Raw genomic sequence first — 19,362 nt, 5'->3', positions numbered from 1 at the left:
TCGCTCGCTCCTTCGGCGGACGATCAGTAGCCTCAGCTCGAACACCGGATCGCCTACGCCACCCCCGACGCGTTGGAGAGCACTGATGGAGCGTCCCGCCTGGGCACCGCGGAGCATCGACATCTCGATGCCGTCCGTGGCCCGCATGTACGACTACTACCTGGGCGGCTCGCACAACTTCGAGGTCGACCGCGAGGCGGCCCGCCGGGCCATGGAGTTCGTGCCCGGCCTGCCCAAGATCATGCAGGCGAACCGCGCCTTCATGCGCCGTGCCGTCCGGTACGCCGTCGACGCGGGCGTCACCCAGTTCCTGGACATCGGATCCGGGATACCCACCTTCGGAAACGTGCACGAGGTCGCCCAGGAGGCCAGCCCCGGCGCACGGGTCGTGTACGTCGACCACGACCCCGTCGCCGTAGCACACAGCCAGGCCGTTCTCGAGGGGAACGACGACACGGATGTGGTCGCGGCCGACCTCCGCAAGCCCCGCGAGATCCTCGAGAGCCCCCGCGTACGGCGACTGATCGACCTGAACCGGCCGGTCGCGCTGCTTCTGGTTGCCATACTGCACTTCGTGGAGGACAAGGACGACCCGTACAAAGCGGTGGCGGAGCTGCGTGACGCGCTCGCTCCGGGCAGCCTGCTCGTCGTCTCGCACGCCTGCCGCGAGGGAATCCCGCTGCCCGAGGAGCGGGCGGCGGGTGTGGTGGACGTGTACAGGAACATTCGCAATCCGCTGACCATGCGCTCGTCCGACCAGGTCGCGCGGTTCTTCGAGGGGTACGACATGGTGGAACCCGGGGTGGTGCCGATGGCGAAGTGGCGGCCCGACACGGCTTCCGAGGACGACGATCCGTACGCCTATGCCCAGTTCGCCGGCGTGGGGACCAAGGCGTGAGGGCGGAGCCGGACGGGCCGGAGGACAGACTCCGCAGGTTCGCGACGATCTGGAGCCGGGCGGTCTTCCCCGCCACCTCCACCTCGCTGACCCGGCCCGAGTTCGAGGAACAACTCCTGCCGCTGGCCCGCAGACTCAGCGAGGCGCTGCGGGCCAGGACGTACGACGCCGAGGAGGGCAGGGCCGTCGGCGCCGCTCTCGTTGCGGCGCACTGCACCGAACCCGAGGCGCTCAGCCAGACCCTGGACTGCGTCGAGGCCTATCTGGTGCTCTACTGCGGCGGCGACGGCCCCCAGGAGGACCTGCGGGCGCGCTCCTCGCGGCTGCAGTCCGCGATGGCCGCCGGATACGCCGAGGCGCTCAGGCAGCGCACCCTCGCCGAGCAGGAGGCGATCGCCCGCGCCGCGCTGGAGGCCCAGGGCGCGGTCGCCCGCGCGCTGCACGCCACCGAGGCCCGTTTCCGTGCGGTCTTCGAGGGCGCCGCCATAGGCATCGGCATCGCCGACCTCGACGGCAACGTCCTCCAGGTCAACGGCGCGCTGCTGCGGATGTTCGGCGTCACCGAGCAGACCATGCGCGGGCGGCCGGTCCCCGACTGGCGACACCCCGACGACGCGCCCCAGGTGTGGCGGCTCTACGACGAGCTGGTCCGTGGCGAGCGCGAGCACTACCACACCGAGAAGGCGTTCTCCCGCCCCGACGGAACGGTCCTGTGGACCAACCTCACCGTCTCCCTGCTGCGGGACGCGGACGGCCGGCCCCAGTACCAGCTGGCCCTCATGGAGGACACCACCGAGCGCAGGCTGCTCAACCTGCGCCTGCGCTACGAGGCCACCCACGACGCGCTCACCGGACTGCCCAACCGCACCCTGTTCTTCGAGCGGCTGGAGAAGGCCCTCGCGGCAGGCGACGGCCAGCGCTTCGGCCTGTGCTACCTCGATCTGGACGGCTTCAAGACCATCAACGACAGCCTCGGGCACGCGGCGGGCGACCGGCTGCTCGTGGAGGTCGCCGACCGGCTGCAGTCCTGCGCGACCGCGCCCGGTGAGATGGTCGCCCGGCTCGGCGGCGACGAGTTCGTGGCGCTGACCACGGGCACCGACACCGAACGCGAGGTCGACGAACTCGCCGACCGCATCATGAACGCGCTGGTCACCCCCGTGCGTATCGACGGCCGCGAACTCCTCGTCCGCGGCAGCATCGGCATCGTCGAGGGCCCGGCGGGGGAACGCGGTCCGGCGGAGGTGCTGCGCAGCGCCGACATCACGATGTACCGCGCCAAGTCGGCGGGCGGCAACCGCTACGAGATGGCCGACGCGGAGGCCGACGCCCGCGCCATCACCCGGCACGGCCTCACCACCGCACTGCCCGCCGCACTCGACCGGGGCGAGTTCTTCATCGAGTACCAGCCGCTGGTCCATCTCGGCGACGGCTCGGTGCGCGGCGCCGAGGCCCTGGTCCGCTGGCTGCACCCGCAGCACGGAGTCCTCGGCCCCGACCGGTTCATCCCGCTCGCCGAGCGCACCGGACTGATCGTGCCGCTCGGCCGCTGGGTCCTGGAGCAGTCGGTGCGCCAGGCCCGGGAGTGGCAGGAGCGACAGGGCGGCACCGTGGCGGCGGCGCCGCTGCGGGTCAACGTCAATCTGTCGCCGTGCCAGTTGACCAACCCGGGGCTGGTCCAGGACACCGTCGACATCCTGGACCGCGCGGGCCTCGAACCGGACGCCCTCTGCCTGGAGGTCACCGAGTCCGCCCTGATCGGCGCCGACGACGACCTGCTCAAACCACTGCGCAGACTCTCGGAGATGGGCGTCGACATCGCCCTCGACGACTTCGGCACCGGCTACTCCAACCTCGCCAATCTGCGCCGACTGCCGGTCCGCGTCCTGAAGTTGGACCGGTCGTTCACCCAGAGCATGCAGCAGTTCCCGGCCGACCCCGTCGATCTGAAGATCGTCGAGGGGATCGTCTCCCTCGCCCACAGCCTCGATCTCGCGGTCACCGTCGAGGGCGTCGAGACCGGCGCCCAGGCCGAGCAGTTGCGGATACTCGGCTGCGACACCGCCCAGGGCTGGTACTACGCCCGCCCGGGCCCTCCGGAGCGCCTCCACGAACTGGCGTTGGTGGACGCGACGGGATAGGGGGACTTCTCAACCACCGGGCTGCTTTCGGGGGTGCGCGCAGCGCGCCCCTTGAGGGGCGCGGGGCTGTATCGATGTGCGGCTCCGCCGCGCGGGCGCGAGAAGCCCCACTCACCCGCAGGCCCGAACGGCGGGCACCACCAACGGCGGGACCGGGCCCGACAGCCACCGCTCACCGCTCCACCAACATCCGCTGCAACTCCCGCGCGGCCCGAGGCGGAGCCACATCGCTGCGGTGGGCCAGGGCGATCGTGCGGTGGAGGCCGGGCCGGGCCAGCGGGGTGACCCTGAGGCCCCGCCCGGAGCGCGTGGCGACCATACGTGGGACGACGGCCACCCCGAGGCCGGCCCGGACGAAGCCGAGGACCGCGTCCATCTCCCCGCCCTCGACCGCGAAGTCCGGCTCGAACCCCGCGGAGCGGCACGCGGCGACGGTGAGCTCCCGCAGGTCGTAGCCGTGGCGGAACATGACCAGACGCTCACCCTCCAGATCGGGGACGCGCACGGTACGGCGGCCGTTGCCGGGCCTGGGCGCGTCGGGGGAGGAGACCACCACCAGGTCCTCGCGCAGCAGCTCCACCGTGGTGAGCGCGGGGGAGGGCGTGGGCAGGGGGAGGACCACCAGCGCCAGATCCAGCGCGCCGCGCGCGAGCTGGCGTACGAGGTCGTGGGAGCCGCCCTCCTCGATCAGCAGCCGGATGCCGGGGTAGCGGTCGTGGAAGGCGCGCAGCACGTCGGGCAGCAGACCGGTGCACAGACTCGGGGTCGCGCCCAGCCGGACCCGGCCCCGCCGCAGCTGTGCCAGCTCCTGCACCTCGTGCCGGGCGGTGTCCGTGTCGGCGAGGATGCGCCGGGCCAGCGGCAGCAGCGCCTCGCCGGCGTCGGTCAGCGTGATGTTGCCGCGCGCCCGCTGGAAGAGGTCGGCCCCCAACTCCCTCTCCAGCGCCTTGATCTGCTGCGACAGCGACGGCTGCGCCACATGGACCAGCTCGGCGGCCCGGGTGAAGTGCCGGGTCTCCGCCACCGCCACGAAGTACTGGAGCTGCTGGAACTGCATCCCTCCACGATACGGGACGATAGCTTCCGGCTATCGAAACGAGCTGTTTCATGTCTTGGACCGATGGGGTGAAGCGGTTCTAGCGTCAGGGGCATGGCTCTGGCAACGCGGACGGAACGCGCGGAACGGGCGGGACAACGGGGATCAAAACCGTCCCTGGCGCGCTCGGTGTGGGACAGCTCCCTCGGCAAGAAGACGGTCATGGCCGTCAGCGGACTGATCATGCTGGCGTACCTGGTCGTCCACATGCTCGGGAACCTCAAGATCTTCTTCGGCTCCGACGAGTTCAACGGCTACGCGCACTGGCTGCGCACCCTCGGCGAACCCTTCCTGCACCACGAGTGGGCGCTGTGGATCGTCCGCGTGGTCCTCGTCGCCGCGGTCGTCGCCCACGCCACGGCCGCCTACCAGCTCAGCCGCCGTGACCTGCGGGCCAGGCCGACCGGTTACGTCCACAAGAAGCGGCGGACGAGCTACGCGACCCGCACCATGCGGTGGGGCGGCGTCATCCTCGCCCTCTTCATCGTCTGGCACATTCTCGACCTGACGACCGGCACCGTCCACCCGGGCGGCTTCGAGGCCGGACACCCGTACCAGAACGTGATCGACACCTTCTCCACCTGGTACGGCAACGTCGTCTACCTCGTCGCGATGTTCGCCCTCGGCCTGCACATCCGCCACGGCTTCTGGAGCGCCGCGCAGACCCTCGGCGCCGGCAGCCGCACCCGCGACCGCGCCCTGAAGACCACCGCCGACGTCCTGGCCCTGGTGCTGACCGTGGGCTTCGTCTCCGTACCCGTCGCCGTCATGACCGGAGTGGTGAACTGACCATGACCACATCCTCCGAGTACGCGGACTACGTGACCGGTGACCCGGTCGTCGACGGCAAGGCCCCCGAGGGCCCGATCGCCGAGCGCTGGGACAGGCGCCGCTTCGAGGCCAAGCTGGTCAACCCCGCCAACCGCCGCAAGCACACCGTGATCGTCGTGGGGACCGGGCTGGCCGGCGGATCGGCCGGCGCCACACTCGCCGAACAGGGCTACCACGTCGTCCAGTTCTGCTACCAGGACTCCCCACGCCGGGCCCACTCGATCGCCGCCCAGGGCGGCATCAACGCGGCCAAGAACTACCGCAACGACGGCGACTCCGTCCACCGGCTGTTCTACGACACCGTCAAGGGCGGCGACTTCCGGGCGCGGGAGTCGAACGTCCACCGCCTCGCCCAGATCTCCGTCGAGATCATCGACCAGTGCGTGGCCCAGGGGGTGCCGTTCGCCCGGGAGTACGGCGGTCTGCTCGACACCCGCTCCTTCGGCGGCGTCCAGGTGTCGCGGACGTTCTACGCCCGGGGCCAGACGGGTCAGCAGCTGCTCCTGGGTGCCTATCAGGCGCTGAGCAGGCAGATCGCCGCCGGGAACGTGGAGATGCACCCGCGCACCGAGATGCTCGACCTGATCGTCGTCGACGGGAGGGCACGCGGGATCGTCGCGCGGGATCTGATCACGGGGAAGATCGACACGTACTTCGCCGACGCCGTGGTGCTGGCGAGCGGCGGATACGGCAACGTCTTCTACCTGTCGACCAACGCCATGAACTCCAACGCGACCGCCGTGTGGCGGGCGCACCGGCGGGGCGCGCTGTTCGCCAACCCGTGCTTCACCCAGATCCATCCGACGTGCATCCCGCGCACCGGCGACCACCAGTCGAAGCTGACGCTGATGAGCGAGTCGCTGCGCAACGACGGCCGCATCTGGGTGCCGAAGGCACGGGGCGACCAGCGGCCGGCGAACCGGATCCCCGAGGACGAGCGCGACTACTACCTGGAGCGGATCTACCCCTCCTTCGGCAACCTCGTCCCCCGTGACATCGCCTCCCGGGCCGCGAAGAACGTCTGCGACGAGGGCCGCGGCGTCGGCCCCGGCGGGCAGGGCGTCTACCTGGACTTCGCCGACGCCATCGCACGGATGGGGCGTGAGGCGGTGGAGGCCAAGTACGGCAACCTCTTCGACATGTACCAGCGGATCACCGACGAGGATCCCTACGAGGTACCGATGCGGATCTACCCGGCCGTGCACTACACGATGGGCGGACTCTGGGTCGACTACGACCTCCAGACCACCGTCCCCGGCCTGTTCGCGATCGGGGAGGCCAACTTCTCCGACCACGGGGCCAACCGCCTCGGCGCGTCCGCGCTGATGCAGGGCCTCGCCGACGGGTACTTCGTGCTCCCGGCCACCATCAACGACTATCTCGCCCGGCACCCGAGCCAGGGTGGCATCGACCGTGAACACCCCGTCGTGCAGGAGGTGCTGGCCGAGACGGAGGACCGGCTGAACCTGCTGCTCTCCGTCGACGGCGACCGTACGCCCGACTCCTTCCACCGTGAACTCGGCGAGCTGATGTGGGAGTTCTGCGGCATGGCCCGCACCGACGGCGGACTGCGCAAGGCCCTGGAGCGGATCCCGCAGATCCGTGAGGAGTTCTGGCGGCGGATCAAGGTGCCGGGGACCGGCGAGGAGTTCAACCAGTCGCTGGAGAAGGCCAACCGGATCGTCGACTACCTCGAACTCGCCGAGCTGATGTGCCTCGACGCGCTGCACCGCGGCGAGTCGTGCGGCGGGCACTTCCGCGAGGAGTCCCAGACGCCGGACGGTGAGGCGGAGCGCCGCGACGAGGAGTTCTCGTACGCGGCCGCCTGGGAGTTCACGGGGACGGGCACGGCTCCCGTCCTGCACAAGGAAGACCTCGTCTTCGAGTACGTCCACCCCACCCAGCGGAGCTACGCATGAAGCTCACCCTGCGCGTATGGCGGCAGCAGAACGCCGACGCGGACGGCGCCATGTCCACGTACGAGGTGGACGGCATCTCGCCCGACATGTCCTTCCTGGAGATGCTCGACACGCTCAACGAGGAACTCATCCTGCGCGGTGAGGACCCGGTGGCCTTCGACCACGACTGCCGGGAGGGGATCTGCGGGGCGTGCTCGCTGGTCATCAACGGGGACGCGCACGGGCCGGAGCGGACGACGACCTGTCAGCTGCACATGCGGTCCTTCTCGGACGGGGACACGATCGATGTGGAGCCTTGGCGGGCGTCGGCGTTCCCGGTGGTCAAGGACCTGGTCGTCGACCGGTCCGCCTTCGACCGGATCATCCAGGCCGGCGGGTACATCACGGCGCCGACCGGGGCCGCGCCGGAGGCGCACGCCACGGCGGTGCCCAAGCCGGACGCGGACTTCGCGTTCGAGCACGCGGAGTGCATCGGGTGCGGGGCGTGTGTGGCCGCGTGTCCCAACGGGGCGGCGATGCTGTTCACCTCGGCCAAGATCAACCATCTGAACGTGCTGCCGCAGGGGGCGCCCGAGCGGGAGACGCGGGTGCTGGACATGGTGGAGCAGATGGACGCGGAGGGGTTCGGAGGGTGCACGCTGGCCGGGGAGTGCGCCACGGCCTGTCCCAAGGGGATCCCTCTGGTGTCGATCACGAGTATGAACAAGGAGTGGCTGCGGGCCACTCGGAGGAGTGGGAAGCGGTAGCGCCGTAGGGCCTGTCGATTTCGGGGTGCGCGTCCGTTGTGGCTGGTCGCGCAGTTCCCCGCGCCCCTTCGGGGCGCTGGACGTCCGCCGAATCGTGCGGACGGGCGGGGTCGGGAGTGGTGCTCAGTCCCGGCCCCGTCTGGATTTTCTGTGTAGGTAGGCTGCTCGCATGATGTTCGGGCGGCGGGGGAGGCAGCGGTTCCTGGAGGCCGTCGCCGGCTTCGACGCCGCTGTGCGGGGGCGCGACGACGCTCGGATACAGCGCGCTTACCAGGAGATGCACCGGCGGTTCGAGGGCGCGACGGAGCACGAGATCGCCCAGGCTGCGCCCCGGCTGGTCGCGTTGCTGCCGGAGCTGCCCGCCGGACCCGACACCATGGTCGCCATCGTGATCGGCGCCTGCGTCGAACGGGGCGCCGACGCGGTCGGCTGCGCGCCGGCGATCTTCCACGGGCTCGACTGGGCGCTCGGCGCCGCGGGGGAGTTCTGCGAGCGTTGGTCGGCCACCGGCGGAGGTGACTTCCCCGAACCCGACCACGGGGACCCCGACCCCTCGATCGTCGAGCGGGTCGGCATGGAGGCGGCCCTCGGCTGGTGGCTGCTCCCGCGCTGGGAGATGGCATCCGTCGCCCTCCTCAACCGTCCCGCCGTACGGACCGGCCTCGGCAACGAGACCCGCGCTCGGGTGCTCAGGGCGCTGCGGACCGTGGAGAAGGCGTCCGGGCACGACTTCAAGTGCCTCGCGTACGCCCTGCTCGTGCTCGACGACGAGCCGCTGGTGGTGCTGCACCGGCCCAGCGGCACCGGGTACGCGATGCGGATGAGCGGCATCGGGGACAACTTCCAGCTCCACACCCTGCTCGCAGGAGTGCTCGTCGGCGGCGGGCACGTGGACGGGCGGGCGCCGTCCGAGCGGGAGGTCGCCGTCTGCCGGGACGCGCCCGGGCAGGTGCCGACGACCGGGGCCTTCAACCTCGTCACACCCGGCGGAGAGTGGGTGTGGAACGAGGGCACCCCCAGCGACATCCCCGTCGTCGACGGAGTGCGGCTGCTGGTCCTCGACGCACCGCCGTACGAGCGGAGCTGGCCCGCCGGGCGGTTCTTCCCCCGGATGACGGGCGAACTCGTCCTGGAGCGGGTCCTCGACGCCGATGAAACCCGCACGTGGCTCGGGGGTTGCGCACCGGCCAGGTGACGTCCACCGGGACCGTTCCGTTCAGCAAGCGCACATCCGGGCTCCCGCCACCGGTCACACGAAAGCCAGACGGCATCGGAAGAACAGGTACGCGCAGGCCGTACCCGACCGGCCTGTCCTTCCGCTCAGGCCGAACCGGCCCGTGACCTGGAGTGAGCCATGACCGCCGTATCCGCTCTGGACACCCCTCCGCTGCCGTCCCCGGCGCCCCAGTCGGCGGGCCCCACCCCCTACACCGTCAGCCTCGCCCGAGACGAAGCCGATGTGCGGGCCGCCCAGCGGCTGCGGCACGACGTGTTCGCCGGAGAGCTGGGCGCCCTGCTGGCCGGCCCGCAGCCGGGGCTCGACGTCGACCCGTTCGACGCGTACTGCGACCACCTGCTCGTCCGGGAGACGCTGACCGGGCAGGTCGTGGGCACCTACCGGCTGCTGCCGCCGGAGCGGGCCGCCGTCGCCGGACGGCTGTACTCCGAGGGCGAGTTCGACCTCGCCCGGATCGACGCCATCCGGCCAGGGCTGGTGGAGGTCGGCCGCTCCTGCGTCCACCCCGACCACCGGGACGGCGCCGTCATCGGCCTCATCTGGGCCGGCATCGCCCGCTACATGCTCGACCGGGGCCACGAGTGGCTCGCCGGCTGCTGCTCCATCCCCCTCTCCGACGGCGGCACGCTCGCCACCGCCACCTGGAACCGGGTGCGGGACAAGCACCTGGCCCCCGAGGAGTACCGGGTACGGCCGCTGCTGCCCTGGGTCCCGAAGAACGAGACCCCCGCGGCCCGCACGGAGGTGCCGCCGCTGCTGCGCGGCTATCTGCGGCTGGGCGCCTGGGTCTGCGGCGAGCCCGCGCACGACCCGGACTTCGGCGTCGCCGACCTCTACGTGCTGCTGTCGATGCGTCGGGTCAACGCCCGCTATCTGCGCCACTTCCTCTCCCTCGTCCCGGCGGCGTGACCCGGTGAGCGTCTGGCTGCCGAGCGCGCCCTGCACCCCGGCGGCCTGCGTGGAGACGAGGCCGTCCCTCGCCGCCGTGCCCCGGGCCGCCGTCCGGTTCGCGGCGGTCGTGGCCCTGGTCCTCCTCGGGGTGCTCGTGAGTCTCGTCGGCCTGCGGCTCCCGGCCGGGGCCGTACGGCGGTGGTCCCGGTGGGTCGTGCGGGCCTCGGGGGTGCGGGTACGGATCTCCGGCACCGCCCCGCCCACCGGCGGACTGCTCCTCGTCGCCAACCACGTCTCCTGGCTGGACATACCGCTGCTCGGCGCGGTGCGTCCGGCGCGGATGCTCGCCAAGGCGGACATACGGTCGTGGCCGGTCGCGGGCGCTCTGGTGGCACGCAGCGGGGTGCTGTTCATCGAACGGGACCGGATCCGCGCGCTGCCGGAGACGGTCAGCCGCATCGCCGACGCCCTGCGCGGTGGCGCGGCCGTCGTCGCCTTCCCCGAGGGCAGCACCTGGTGCGGCCGCGCGCAGGGACGCTTCCGGCGGGCCGTGTTCCAGGCCGCGCTCGACGCCGACGTGCCCGTGCAGCCGGTCCGCGTCCGCTATCGGCTCGCCCCGGGCGGGGCGAGCACCGCGCCCGCCTACGTCGGGGACGACTCGCTGCTCGCCTCCGTGTGGCGGGTGGTGACGGCACGCGACGTCGTCGCCGAGGTGGACGTACGGCCCGTCGTCCGCCCGGCCGACCACCTCGACCGGCGGGCGCTGGCGGGGGCGGCGCAGACGGCGGTGATCGACGTGGCGGCCATGGTCGAGCATGTGCCCGACGTGGGCGGGGGGTGCCTGCCCGCTCAGCCGAGTCCCGCGATCCGGGCCAGCCTGGTGTAGGAGTCCAGCAGCGCCTCGCGGTCGTACGTGCTGGTCGTGACCAGGATCTCCTGGGCGCCCGTCTCCTTGATCAACGACTCCAGTTCGTGCGCCACCTGCTCCTCGGTGCCGTACACCTGGCCGGTCAGCCCGGCCTCGTAGAAGCCCCGCTCCCTGGCCGTCATCGTCCGCCGCTCGACCTCCTCCGCCGGGGCGAGCGGCGGGAACGTGCCACGGGTACGGGAGTGGGCCATGGCCCAGGCCTCGGGGAGCAGGATCCGGTGCGCCTCCTCCGGCGTGGCGGCGACGGCGATCGTGCCGGAGACGACGACGTACGGCTCCTCGGCCCACGCGGACGGACGGAAGCCCGCGCGGTAGCGGTCGATGCCGCGCCGCATCCGATCGCGGTCGCGGAGGTCGCCGATCACCATCGGCAGGCCCGCCCGCGCGGCGATGTCGGCGCCCTCACCCATCGCGAGCACGAACGGGGGGACGGTCAGGCCCTCCGACGGGCGGGCGTGCACGCCGGTCGGGGAGGTGCCCCGGAACCACGAGAGCAGCTCCTCCAGCTGGCCCGCGAAGTCGTCGGCGTCGTCCTTGTCCCGGCCGAGGGCCCGGCGTACGCCGTCGGTGAAGCCGACCGACCGGCCGAGGCCCATGTCGATGCGGCCCGGGAAGAGGGACTCCAGGACGCCGAACTGCTCCGCGACGATCAGGGGCCGGTGGTTGGGGAGCATGACCCCTCCGGTGCCCACCCGGATGGTGCGGGTGGCGGCGGCCACGGCCGCCGCCAGGACGGTGGGGGCGGAGCCGGCCACACCGGGGACGCCGTGGTGTTCCGACACCCAGAAGCGGTGGAATCCGAGCCGTTCCGCGTCCTTTGCCAGCTGGACGGTGTCCCGCAGGGCCTCGGGGGCGGTGTGGTTCTCGCGTGTGCGGGAGCGGTCGAGGACGGAGAAGCGGGTGGAGGAGGTGGAGGTGAGGGCCGGGGTCATATGGGGTTCAACGTTCTGGTGGTGGGGGGATTCCCGGCGTCGGCGGGCGCGGGTGCGTCATGGCTGGTCGCGCAGTTCCCCGCGCCCGTCAAGGGCCTCCGGCCCTCGCGGGCCGAAAAGCACGGGCGCAGCCCCTGCTTTTCAGGGGCGCGGGGAACTGCGCGAGAAGCCCCACCGGGCCCGCAGCCAGCCACGCACCTCCCACACCTCCCCCACAAGAACGAGCCGCGCCCGGAAAAACCGGACGCGGCTCGCTCTAGGTGTCGCCAGGACTACGGGTCACTTGCGGCCGATCGTGATCCCCTTCGTCTTCGCGGCCGACTTGTTCTCGTAGACGACCGAACCCGAGGACTTCTTCCAGATCTTGATCTTGAAGGTGTCCGGGCCGTCCGTGGCCGTGATGCGGAAGGCGTACCCGGTCTTCCCGTTGACCGTGCCGGAGCCCTGGTAGACCGCCTTCGAGCCGGTGACGACCAGCCAGTCGGAGCCCGTGGAGCGGAACTTCAGCTTGGCCTTGGCGAAGTCGAGCGCCGCCTTGCCGGACGGCTTCGTGGCGTTCTTGGCGTACTTCGCGGTGAAGGAGAAGCCCGTCGTGCCGGTCAGCTTCGGCGCCGCCGGGAAGGACCCGGCCGGCGAGGTGAAGCTGCCCTTTCCGGTCGCGGAACCGGCGGCCCGGTCGTAGACGATCAGCTCGGGGAGCGTGCTGCTCGCCGAGGCGCCGTCGTCGTCGGTGACGGTGATGACCGGGCGGAAGATGCCGGCCTTGCGGTAGATGTGCTCCGCCTTGCAGACACCGAGGGAGATCTTCCCGGCGGTGGGCTTGGTGCCGTCCTTCCAGTCGACCTTGCAGGTGTGGGTGTCGCGGGCGCCCGGGTCGGTGAACCCGGCCTTCACCGAGGTGCCCTTGCCCGCCGCCACCGGGGACTTGGGGCCGGTCACGGAGGTGATCTTCGGGGCCGCGTTGGTGACGGTCACCTTCGCCGTGTCGCTGCTGCGGCCGCCGGTCAGGGTGACCTCGTACGTGCCGTTGTCCGCGCAGGTGATCGTCGTCCTCGCGGACCTGGCGTCGGCGAAGACGCACGGCACGTCGTTGCCGATCGTCCACTGGGCGGTGCCCGCGCCGGAGACCGTGCCGTTCAGCTGGATCTTGGCGCCTTCCTTGCCGGAGGCGTCCGCGCCGGCCCGGGCGATGGTGACCGGGTCGATGCTCTCCAGGGTCGGGACGACCTTCTTCAGCAGGCCGTCGGCGTCGAACTCCAGCTTGTCGATGGTGGTTTCGCGGTGCGTGCCGTCACCGCCGGGGATGGCGAAGCGGTGGTAGACGATGTACCAGTCGTCGGTGTTCGGGACATGGACCACCGAGTGGTGGCCGGGGCCCTTGATACCGAGCGAGAGGTCCTTCTCCAGGATCACGCCCTGCTTGGTCCAGGGGCCGGTGGGCGAGGAGCCGGTGGCGTAGGCGACCTGGTAGTTCTCGTCACGTGTGTCGTTCTCCGACCACATGAAGTAGTAGGTGCCCTTGCGCTTGATGACGAAGGTGCCCTCGTTGTAGTTGCTCGGCGTCATGTCGGTGACCTTCGAGGCGTCGAAGGAGATCATGTCGTCGTTGAGCGGGACCGCGTAGGCGCGGCCGTTGCCCCAGTAGAGGTACGGCGTGCCGTCGTCGTCGGTGAAGACCGCCGGGTCGATCATCTGACCCCGGTAGTCACCTGCCTTCAGCAGCGGCTTGCCGAGCGCGTCCTTGAACGGGCCGGTGGGCGAGTCGGAGACCGCGACACCGATGTTCGCGTCGGCGCAGAAGTAGAAGTAGTACTTGCCGTTCTTCTCCTCCATGGCCGGTGCCCAGGCCCTGCTGTCCGCCCAGGAGACGTCCGGACCGAGGTCCAGGATGACGCCGTGGTCGGTCCAGTTGACCAGGTCCTTGGAGGAGTACGCCTTGAACTGGGTACCGCTCCAGCCCTCGAAGCCGTCGGTGGTCGGGTAGATGTAGAAGGTGTCGCCGAAGCGGACGACGTTCGGGTCGGCGTTGAGACCCGGCAGGACCGGGCTCTTCATGACCGCCGCCGACACGGTCCAGGTGCGCTTCTTCCCGTCCGAGCCCGTGACCTCGTACGTCACCGGCTTGCTGAAGTCGCGCAGGGTGCCGGAGGCGGGGCTGATGCTCGCGCCGTGGGCCAGGGTGAACTCCGGTGCCAGGGCGGTGACATCACTGCCCGGGGTCAGCGGCAGGACGACCTTGCTGTCCTTGTCGGTGATGATCGCGTCGGTCTTGAGCGCCGGGTGCGTCACCGCGGCGATGCCGGTGGTGTTGCCGCCCAGCTCCAGGACCTCGGCGGGCGTCAGGGCCCGGTTGTAGATCCGGAAGTCGTCGACCTCGCCGCCGAAGTACGGGTCGGGGGAGTACAGGGACCTGCCGATGTAGCCGGAGTGGTCCTTCGCGGAGTCGTACAGGTCGGACGGCTTGATGGTGACCCCGCTGACGCGGGCCGTCTCGGCGCCGTCGACGTAGAGGATCGCCGTCTCGGTCGCGCCGTTCAGGGTGACCGTGACGTGCTTCCACTCGCCGGCCGTGAGCTTGGAGCCGCCGATCATCTGCTTCTCACCGGACCAGGTGGCCTTGGTGATCGCGGAGAACAGCTTGCCGCCGCCGTTGGACGGGGTCGCGAACAGATACTTGTTGCTGTCCGGCCCGAGCCCGAACAGCCACTGGAAGTTGTCGCCGCCCTTCCACTTCACGTACGTGGAGACGGTGACGCTGCTCGTGCCCTTCAGCACGCCGTTCGGGATCTTGACGTACGGCGAGCTGGAGCCGCTGTTGCCGCCGGACATCTTGAACGAGCCGCCGTCCACGCCGGTCCCGAAGTCGGGCGTGCGGACGTAGGTGCCGTGGTAGCCGTGACCGCTGGAGTCGCGGGCGATGCTGCCGCCGGTCTCGTCGAAGTCGTAGCGCAGGAGCAGGTCGGCCGGGACGTCGGGGCCCTCGGCGGAGACCGTGACCTCGGCGGTGACCTCGATCGCCGAGTCGCCGGCGATGTCGCCCTGCACGGTGAAGGTGCCGGCCTGCGCGTACTGCGAGGCGTCCACGGCCTCCCAGGTGACGGCGACGGGCCGCTTCACACCGGCGCCGGTCTCGGCGATGACGGTGGCCGGCAGGACCGGGGCGTCACCGACACGCGTCTCGACCTTGACGTCCTCGACGTCGGTGATGATCTGGTCCGGCTGGTAGGTCCGCAGCAGCCGGTCGTACTCGGCCTGGGTCACCGGCAGCACCGTGCCGTGCCGGGGCTTGGACGGCAGGTCGTAGCCGGTGGACGGGGTCCAGACGCCCGAGGCCAGGTCCGTCGTCTCGAAGGGGATGTAGCCGCGCCCGCCGAACTCGTCCAGGAACGCGTACCACTTCTCCTCGGTGTTCGACTTGAACACCAGCGGGCCCTCGGCGGCGCTCATCTCGCCCTTGCCGATGCCCTCGGCGACCGCGGTCCAGGAGAGGTTGCGGAGCGTGTCGCTCTTCTCCTCGAAGATGAACTTGCTGTTGGGCGTGGAGGAGCTGTTGTTGCGCTCGTCCTTGGAGAGGCGGAAGTACTCGCCGTCGTGCCGGATGACCGTGGAGTCGATCACCGAGTAGCCGCGGTCGATCCAGACCTTGGGCTCGCTGAAGGTGTAGAAGTCACGGGTCGTCGCGTACATCATGCGGTTGTACGTGTCGCCGGAGTGGGCCTCGTTGTCGTACAGCTTGGACGCCCAGAACACGACGTACTCGCCGCGCTCCTCGTCGTAATAGGCCTCCGGGGCCCAGGTGTTGCCGGCCGAGTCGGGGGAGACCTTCACCAGGCGCTGGTTCGTCCAGTTCACCAGGTCGGTCGACTCCCAGACCATGATGGACTTGCTGCCGGTGCGCTGCGAGGCGTCCCAGTCGCCGTTGCCGTAGATCTTGAGGTCGGTGGCGATCTGGTAGAACTTGTCGCCCTCGGGGGAGCGGATGATGAACGGGTCGCGCAGACCCTTCTCGCCCAGCGTGGACGTCAGGACCGGCTTGCCGTCGTTCAACTCCCGCCACTTCAGCGGGTCGTTGCCCTTGCTGAGGGCCGCGTAGAGCTGCTCGCCGTCCGAGGTGCCCTCGCCGGTGAAGTAGCTGAACATATAGCCCTTGAGGGCTTCCTTCTTCGGCAGCTCCGGCACCTTCGCGGTGAAGGAACGGGTCTTCTTCGCGTCGCCCTTGGTGACGGTCGCGGTCAGCTCGACGGTGGTGGCGCCGTCGCCGTCGGCGGGACGCTTCACCACGCCCTCGGCGGAGACGACGTCCGGGTTCGCGGAGGACCAGGACACCTTCGTGGCGAAGTCGCCGGACGTCGGGAGCGTCAGGTTCCCGCGTGCGTCGTCGATGTTGTGGACGGTCAGCGCCTCGGTGGCCTGCTCGACGGCCGTCGTGTCGTCGAAGGCGGGCAGGACCGTGACCTCGAAGGTCTTGGTGGCGCTCGCGGGGCCCTTCTTCAGGGTCGCCGTCAGCGTGGCGTGGCCGTTCGGCTGACCGGCGGCGGGGCGGGTCACCGCGCCGGAGTTCGAGACCACGTCCGTGTTGTCGCTCGCCCAGGTGATGGTCGAGCCGCCGGCCGTGCCGGTCTTCGGCAGGTCCAGGTCGGCGGTCACCGCGCTGGTGTCGCCCAGGGTGAGGGCCGCCTTGTCGGCCGCGACGCCCTCCGCGGCGATGGGCAGCGAGAGCTGCTCGACCTCGGAGCCGGCGAGGGCCCGGTCGTAGACCCGGAAGTCCCGGATCTTGCCCTTGAAGAGCTTGTCGCCGGTGTAGACCGACTTGCCTATGTAGTTGGCGGTGGTCGTGCCCGAGCCGATGGAACCCGGGGTGGTCGTGACCGAGGTGTTGCGGCCGACCTCCACGCCGTCCTCGTACAGCACGCCCGTGGTGCCGGTCTGGGTGTAGGTGAGCTGCTTCCACACCGAACGGGTCAGGTTGTGCGAGTCGGAGGGCCGGGTGCTCTGCTCGGTCGACCAGTTGCCGGACGCGATGGCGGTGCGCAGGGAGTTGCCGGTGGCGAAGAGGTAGCCGTTGCCCGTGCCGTTGCTGGTGTTGCCGAAGCCGTAGATGAAGTACGGCCCGGCCTGCGACTCGTCCATCAGCACGTCCATGGAGACGCTGATCGAGCTCATGCCCTTCATGACGTCGTTCGGCACCTTGACGTAGGTGTCCGAACCGTTGAAGGCGAGACCTTGACCGTTGCCCGTCCAGCCGGCGGTGCCGTTCACGGTGCCGTCACGGCCGTTGCCGGAGGCGTCGGTGACCGTGGTGCCCGAGGTGGCGTCGAGCTTGTACCAGAGGGCCAGACCGTCGGTGAGGCCGGCGTCGTCCGCGGCGGCCGGAGCGGCGGGCCCGGCGAGGCCCAGAAGCAGTGACGCGGCGGTCAGTCCGGCGAGCGGACCCGCCCAGCGTCTCGCGCCGCCGCGCAGACGTGCGATGTACGTCATGTGGAGTATCCCTGCTGAGAGCACGGCTGATGAAGGGGTGGCGAAGACATCGGCAAGGCATGTGGGAGGGGTCGGGAAAGGGCGGGAACCCTCGCCCCGGGTGTCCCGCTGTTTCGGCCGTGTGACGTCGTGTTGCGAGAGTGTCAATCGGCGTGTGGTGAGGCGTCAAGAGGTTTCGAACAATGTCCGACAGGTCGAACAAAGAGCCCCCGTCCTCGGTGGAGGACGGGGGCTCCGCGGTCCGTGCTTATTGGACGGGGCGTATCAATTCCCACGTGTCGACCGCGAAGTCCCGCTTCATACCGTGCCGTTCGTACAGGGCGAGGGCTCCGGTGCTGTTGTCGGTGTCGACACCGAGGCTGATGCGGTCGCGGCCCAGGGCCGCGTAGTGAGCGAAGGAGTGGCGGAGCAGCAGACTGCCGAGACCGCGGCCGCGGGCCTCGCGCAGGACACCGATGCTGGAGATCCACGCCGCCGCGGAACGGTCGTTGCGGGACCGCAGGGCCGCCACGTCCCCGAGATCGTCGACGTGCGCGATCCAGAGCAGCGACCAGTCGACGTTCTCGGCGTCGATGTCGTCCAGCCACTGCTCGTACGCGCGCGGCTGGAAGTCGAAGTGGTCGGCGAAGGCCGTCTGCAGCAGGGCGTAGGCCTTCCTGCGGTCCTCCTCGGAGGCGCAGGTGCGCAGGGTGACGTCGGGCGGGAGCGTCGGCAGGGGCTCGGCGGGGGAGAGGGGGCGGGCCATGACGTTGTAGCGGCGGACCGTGCGCCAGCCGCGTCCGCGCAGCGCGTCCAGGTCCATCGTGGGCGTGATGTTGAGGTGCATGTGCACGACGGCCCGGTCCGCGCCGTTGGCCGCCGCGCGCTCAGCCGCCCGGGCCTCCATCAGGTCGAACAGATGCAGCGCGCCGAGGGGGTGGTCCGGCAGCGTGTAGTGGTCCATGTCGATGCGCTCGCCGCCGGACTCGTCCCACTGCAGGCCGTACGCCAGCAGGCGGTCCCCTTCGAAGAGCAGCCAGGAGTCCCGCTCCAGGTCCGCCTCCGGATGCTTCAGATCCGCCTGCACCTCGACGAGTTCGGTCTCGGCACGGCCGATCTCCAGCACGTCGATCTCGTTGAGCAGCGCGCATACGGCCTCGGCGTCGTCGAGCGTCGCCGGGCGGACGGTCAGGCCGGGTGGGAGGGGGGTGGGGTGGGTCGTGGTCATGGGGCCACTGTCCGGGGGCCGGGGGCGCGGCCGCAACGGGATTTCCGAGGGCGGGCGTCCGGTGGGCCGGGGGCGAGAGGCGCTCTGCGCCCGATGAAGGGCGCAGCCCTTCTGGGGGCGCGGGGAACTGCGCGATCAGCCACGTACCGGCCGCAGTCGCCGACCACCCGTACCCCCGAGCTATCAGGCGCCCTCAAGCCCGCGCCCCGAGCTATCAGGCGCCCTCAAGCCCGCGCCCCCGAGCTATCAGGCGCCCTCAAGCCCGCGCCCCCGAGCTATCAGGCGTCCTCAAGCCCGCGCCCCCCAGCTATCAGGCGCCACACCCGCACCCGCACCCTCACGCGGCCACCGGCAACCCCGGCGTCCGGAACACCCGTTGGCGGGCATCGACCGCGAACACCTCGCACCCCCTCGACGCGGCCCACGCGACCCCCTCCGCGCCCATCGCGAACGCCGCCGTCGCCGTCGCGTCGGCCTCGGTGAGGGTCGGCGCCACCACCGTGAGGCTGAGCAGGCCCGTCGCCGGGCGCCCGGTGCGGCCGTCGAGGATGTGGTCGCCGCGCTCGTACCGTGCGGACGTGGCGACCGCGCCGTCCGCGACCGACAGAACCGTACAGAGGCGGTCCGCCCGCTCCGGGTGGCGCACCCCGACCCGCCACGGCCCGCCGGTCGCCGCCACGTCGCCACCCGCGTTCAGGCACAGGCGCTTCGCGCCCAGCCCGGTCAGCAGTTCCGCCGCCCGCTGCACGGCCCAGCCCTTCACCATGGCGCAGGGGTCGAGCCCGCGCCCCGGCAGCCGTACGTCGAACGCGCCGCCCGTCGCCACCCGGTACTCCTCGCAGAGGGCGAGGACCTCGGTCAGGTCCGGGCTCAGCTCGTGCGCTGCCAGCTCGCCCCGGTCCAGCCGCGACACCTCGCTGTCGGCACGGAACGGGCTGAACCGCGCGTCGACCTCGCGCAGCCAGGCGAAGGCCGGCTCAGCCGCCTCGGCGGTGGCCTCCTCGTCCTCGATCAGCAGCGAGATCGGGAACCCCATGATGTGTTCGACGCGGCGCACC

13 protein-coding genes are annotated in these 19,362 nt (G+C 70.8%); 8 read left to right on the top strand and 5 right to left on the bottom strand.

The annotated features are described in order from the left end of the window. Positions 1 to 85: 85 nt before the first annotated feature. Both GWK25_RS27505 and GWK25_RS27500 read left to right on the top strand, forming a co-directional pair. Positions 86 to 898 (top strand): SAM-dependent methyltransferase, encoded by an 813-nt coding sequence (locus GWK25_RS27505; RefSeq protein WP_215453967.1) that lies wholly within the window; start codon positions 86 to 88, stop codon positions 896 to 898. Further along, complete coding sequence (locus GWK25_RS27500) at positions 895 to 3,039, top strand: bifunctional diguanylate cyclase/phosphodiesterase (RefSeq protein ID WP_215453965.1); 2,145 nt, start codon at positions 895 to 897, stop codon at positions 3,037 to 3,039. The genes GWK25_RS27505 and GWK25_RS27500 overlap by 4 nt, the downstream gene beginning before the upstream one ends. A 172-nt stretch (positions 3,040 to 3,211) precedes the next feature. Here the strand turns inward: GWK25_RS27500 and GWK25_RS27495 are convergent, their stop codons facing one another. Beyond that, complete coding sequence (locus GWK25_RS27495) at positions 3,212 to 4,096, bottom strand: LysR family transcriptional regulator (RefSeq protein WP_184902347.1); 885 nt, start codon at positions 4,094 to 4,096, stop codon at positions 3,212 to 3,214. A 93-nt stretch (positions 4,097 to 4,189) separates the two neighbouring features. Here GWK25_RS27495 and GWK25_RS27490 point away from each other — a divergent pair, with 93 nt between their 5' ends. The 6 genes from GWK25_RS27490 (at position 4,190) to GWK25_RS27465 (ending at position 10,645) form a co-directional block, all read left to right on the top strand. Continuing rightward, positions 4,190 to 4,924: a succinate dehydrogenase gene (locus GWK25_RS27490; protein WP_215453963.1), complete on the top strand. Its 735-nt coding sequence runs from the start codon at positions 4,190 to 4,192 to the stop codon at positions 4,922 to 4,924. A 2-nt stretch (positions 4,925 to 4,926) separates the two neighbouring features. Then, positions 4,927 to 6,885, top strand: coding sequence for a fumarate reductase/succinate dehydrogenase flavoprotein subunit (locus GWK25_RS27485; protein WP_215453960.1), 1,959 nt, complete (start codon positions 4,927 to 4,929; stop codon positions 6,883 to 6,885). Next, positions 6,882 to 7,631 (top strand): succinate dehydrogenase/fumarate reductase iron-sulfur subunit, encoded by a 750-nt coding sequence (locus GWK25_RS27480; RefSeq protein WP_215453958.1) that lies wholly within the window; start codon positions 6,882 to 6,884, stop codon positions 7,629 to 7,631. The genes GWK25_RS27485 and GWK25_RS27480 overlap by 4 nt, the downstream gene beginning before the upstream one ends. Before the next feature lie 169 nt (positions 7,632 to 7,800). Continuing rightward, positions 7,801 to 8,826: a hypothetical protein gene (locus GWK25_RS27475; RefSeq protein ID WP_215453957.1), complete on the top strand. Its 1,026-nt coding sequence runs from the start codon at positions 7,801 to 7,803 to the stop codon at positions 8,824 to 8,826. 159 nt (positions 8,827 to 8,985) lie between these two features. Beyond that, positions 8,986 to 9,777, top strand: coding sequence for a GNAT family N-acetyltransferase (locus GWK25_RS27470; protein WP_215453955.1), 792 nt, complete (start codon positions 8,986 to 8,988; stop codon positions 9,775 to 9,777). A gap of 4 nt (positions 9,778 to 9,781) precedes the next feature. Beyond that, positions 9,782 to 10,645, top strand: a complete 864-nt coding sequence (locus GWK25_RS27465; RefSeq protein ID WP_215453953.1) for a 1-acyl-sn-glycerol-3-phosphate acyltransferase — start codon at positions 9,782 to 9,784, stop codon at positions 10,643 to 10,645. Here GWK25_RS27465 and GWK25_RS27460 read toward each other — a convergent pair. The 4 genes from GWK25_RS27460 to GWK25_RS27445 form a co-directional block, all read right to left on the bottom strand. Further along, positions 10,609 to 11,619, bottom strand: a complete 1,011-nt coding sequence (locus GWK25_RS27460) for an LLM class flavin-dependent oxidoreductase (RefSeq protein ID WP_215453951.1) — start codon at positions 11,617 to 11,619, stop codon at positions 10,609 to 10,611. The two genes, GWK25_RS27465 and GWK25_RS27460, sit on opposite strands and share 37 nt — an antisense overlap. Positions 11,620 to 11,898: 279 nt before the next feature. Further along, on the bottom strand, positions 11,899 to 17,097 hold the full coding sequence (locus GWK25_RS27455; RefSeq protein ID WP_215453949.1) for a family 43 glycosylhydrolase: 5,199 nt from the start codon (positions 17,095 to 17,097) through the stop codon (positions 11,899 to 11,901). A 247-nt stretch (positions 17,098 to 17,344) separates the two neighbouring features. Further along, positions 17,345 to 18,304, bottom strand: a complete 960-nt coding sequence (locus GWK25_RS27450) for a GNAT family N-acetyltransferase (RefSeq protein WP_215453947.1) — start codon at positions 18,302 to 18,304, stop codon at positions 17,345 to 17,347. A 337-nt stretch (positions 18,305 to 18,641) separates the two neighbouring features. Next, the gene (locus tag GWK25_RS27445; RefSeq protein WP_215453945.1) at positions 18,642 to 19,361 is read right to left on the bottom strand and encodes an FAD:protein FMN transferase; all 720 of its coding nucleotides are present in this window, start codon (positions 19,359 to 19,361) and stop codon (positions 18,642 to 18,644) included. Between the last annotated feature and the right edge of the window lies 1 nt (position 19,362).

It is taken from the genome of Streptomyces sp. ATCC 21386 (genome assembly GCF_018728545.1).
GTDB lineage: Bacteria > Actinomycetota > Actinomycetes > Streptomycetales > Streptomycetaceae > Streptomyces.
The sequence above is the reverse complement of the archived record's forward strand: the minus strand, read 5'-3'. Positions and strand labels throughout refer to the sequence as shown.

Bases quoted from the DNA above. Each gene is read 5' to 3' on its own strand.
- GWK25_RS27475 (WP_215453957.1), top strand. From the start codon at position 7,801: ATGATGTTCGGGCGGCGGGGGAGGCAGCGGTTCCTGGAGGCCGTCGCC.
- GWK25_RS27495 (WP_184902347.1), bottom strand. From the start codon at position 4,096: ATGCAGTTCCAGCAGCTCCAGTACTTCGTGGCGGTGGCGGAGACCCGG.
- GWK25_RS27480 (WP_215453958.1), top strand. From the start codon at position 6,882: ATGAAGCTCACCCTGCGCGTATGGCGGCAGCAGAACGCCGACGCGGAC.
- GWK25_RS27460 (WP_215453951.1), bottom strand. From the start codon at position 11,619: ATGACCCCGGCCCTCACCTCCACCTCCTCCACCCGCTTCTCCGTCCTC.
- GWK25_RS27450 (WP_215453947.1), bottom strand. From the start codon at position 18,304: ATGACCACGACCCACCCCACCCCCCTCCCACCCGGCCTGACCGTCCGC.
- GWK25_RS27505 (WP_215453967.1), top strand. From the start codon at position 86: ATGGAGCGTCCCGCCTGGGCACCGCGGAGCATCGACATCTCGATGCCG.
- GWK25_RS27490 (WP_215453963.1), top strand. From the start codon at position 4,190: ATGGCTCTGGCAACGCGGACGGAACGCGCGGAACGGGCGGGACAACGG.
- GWK25_RS27455 (WP_215453949.1), bottom strand. From the start codon at position 17,097: ATGACGTACATCGCACGTCTGCGCGGCGGCGCGAGACGCTGGGCGGGT.
- GWK25_RS27470 (WP_215453955.1), top strand. From the start codon at position 8,986: ATGACCGCCGTATCCGCTCTGGACACCCCTCCGCTGCCGTCCCCGGCG.
- GWK25_RS27485 (WP_215453960.1), top strand. From the start codon at position 4,927: ATGACCACATCCTCCGAGTACGCGGACTACGTGACCGGTGACCCGGTC.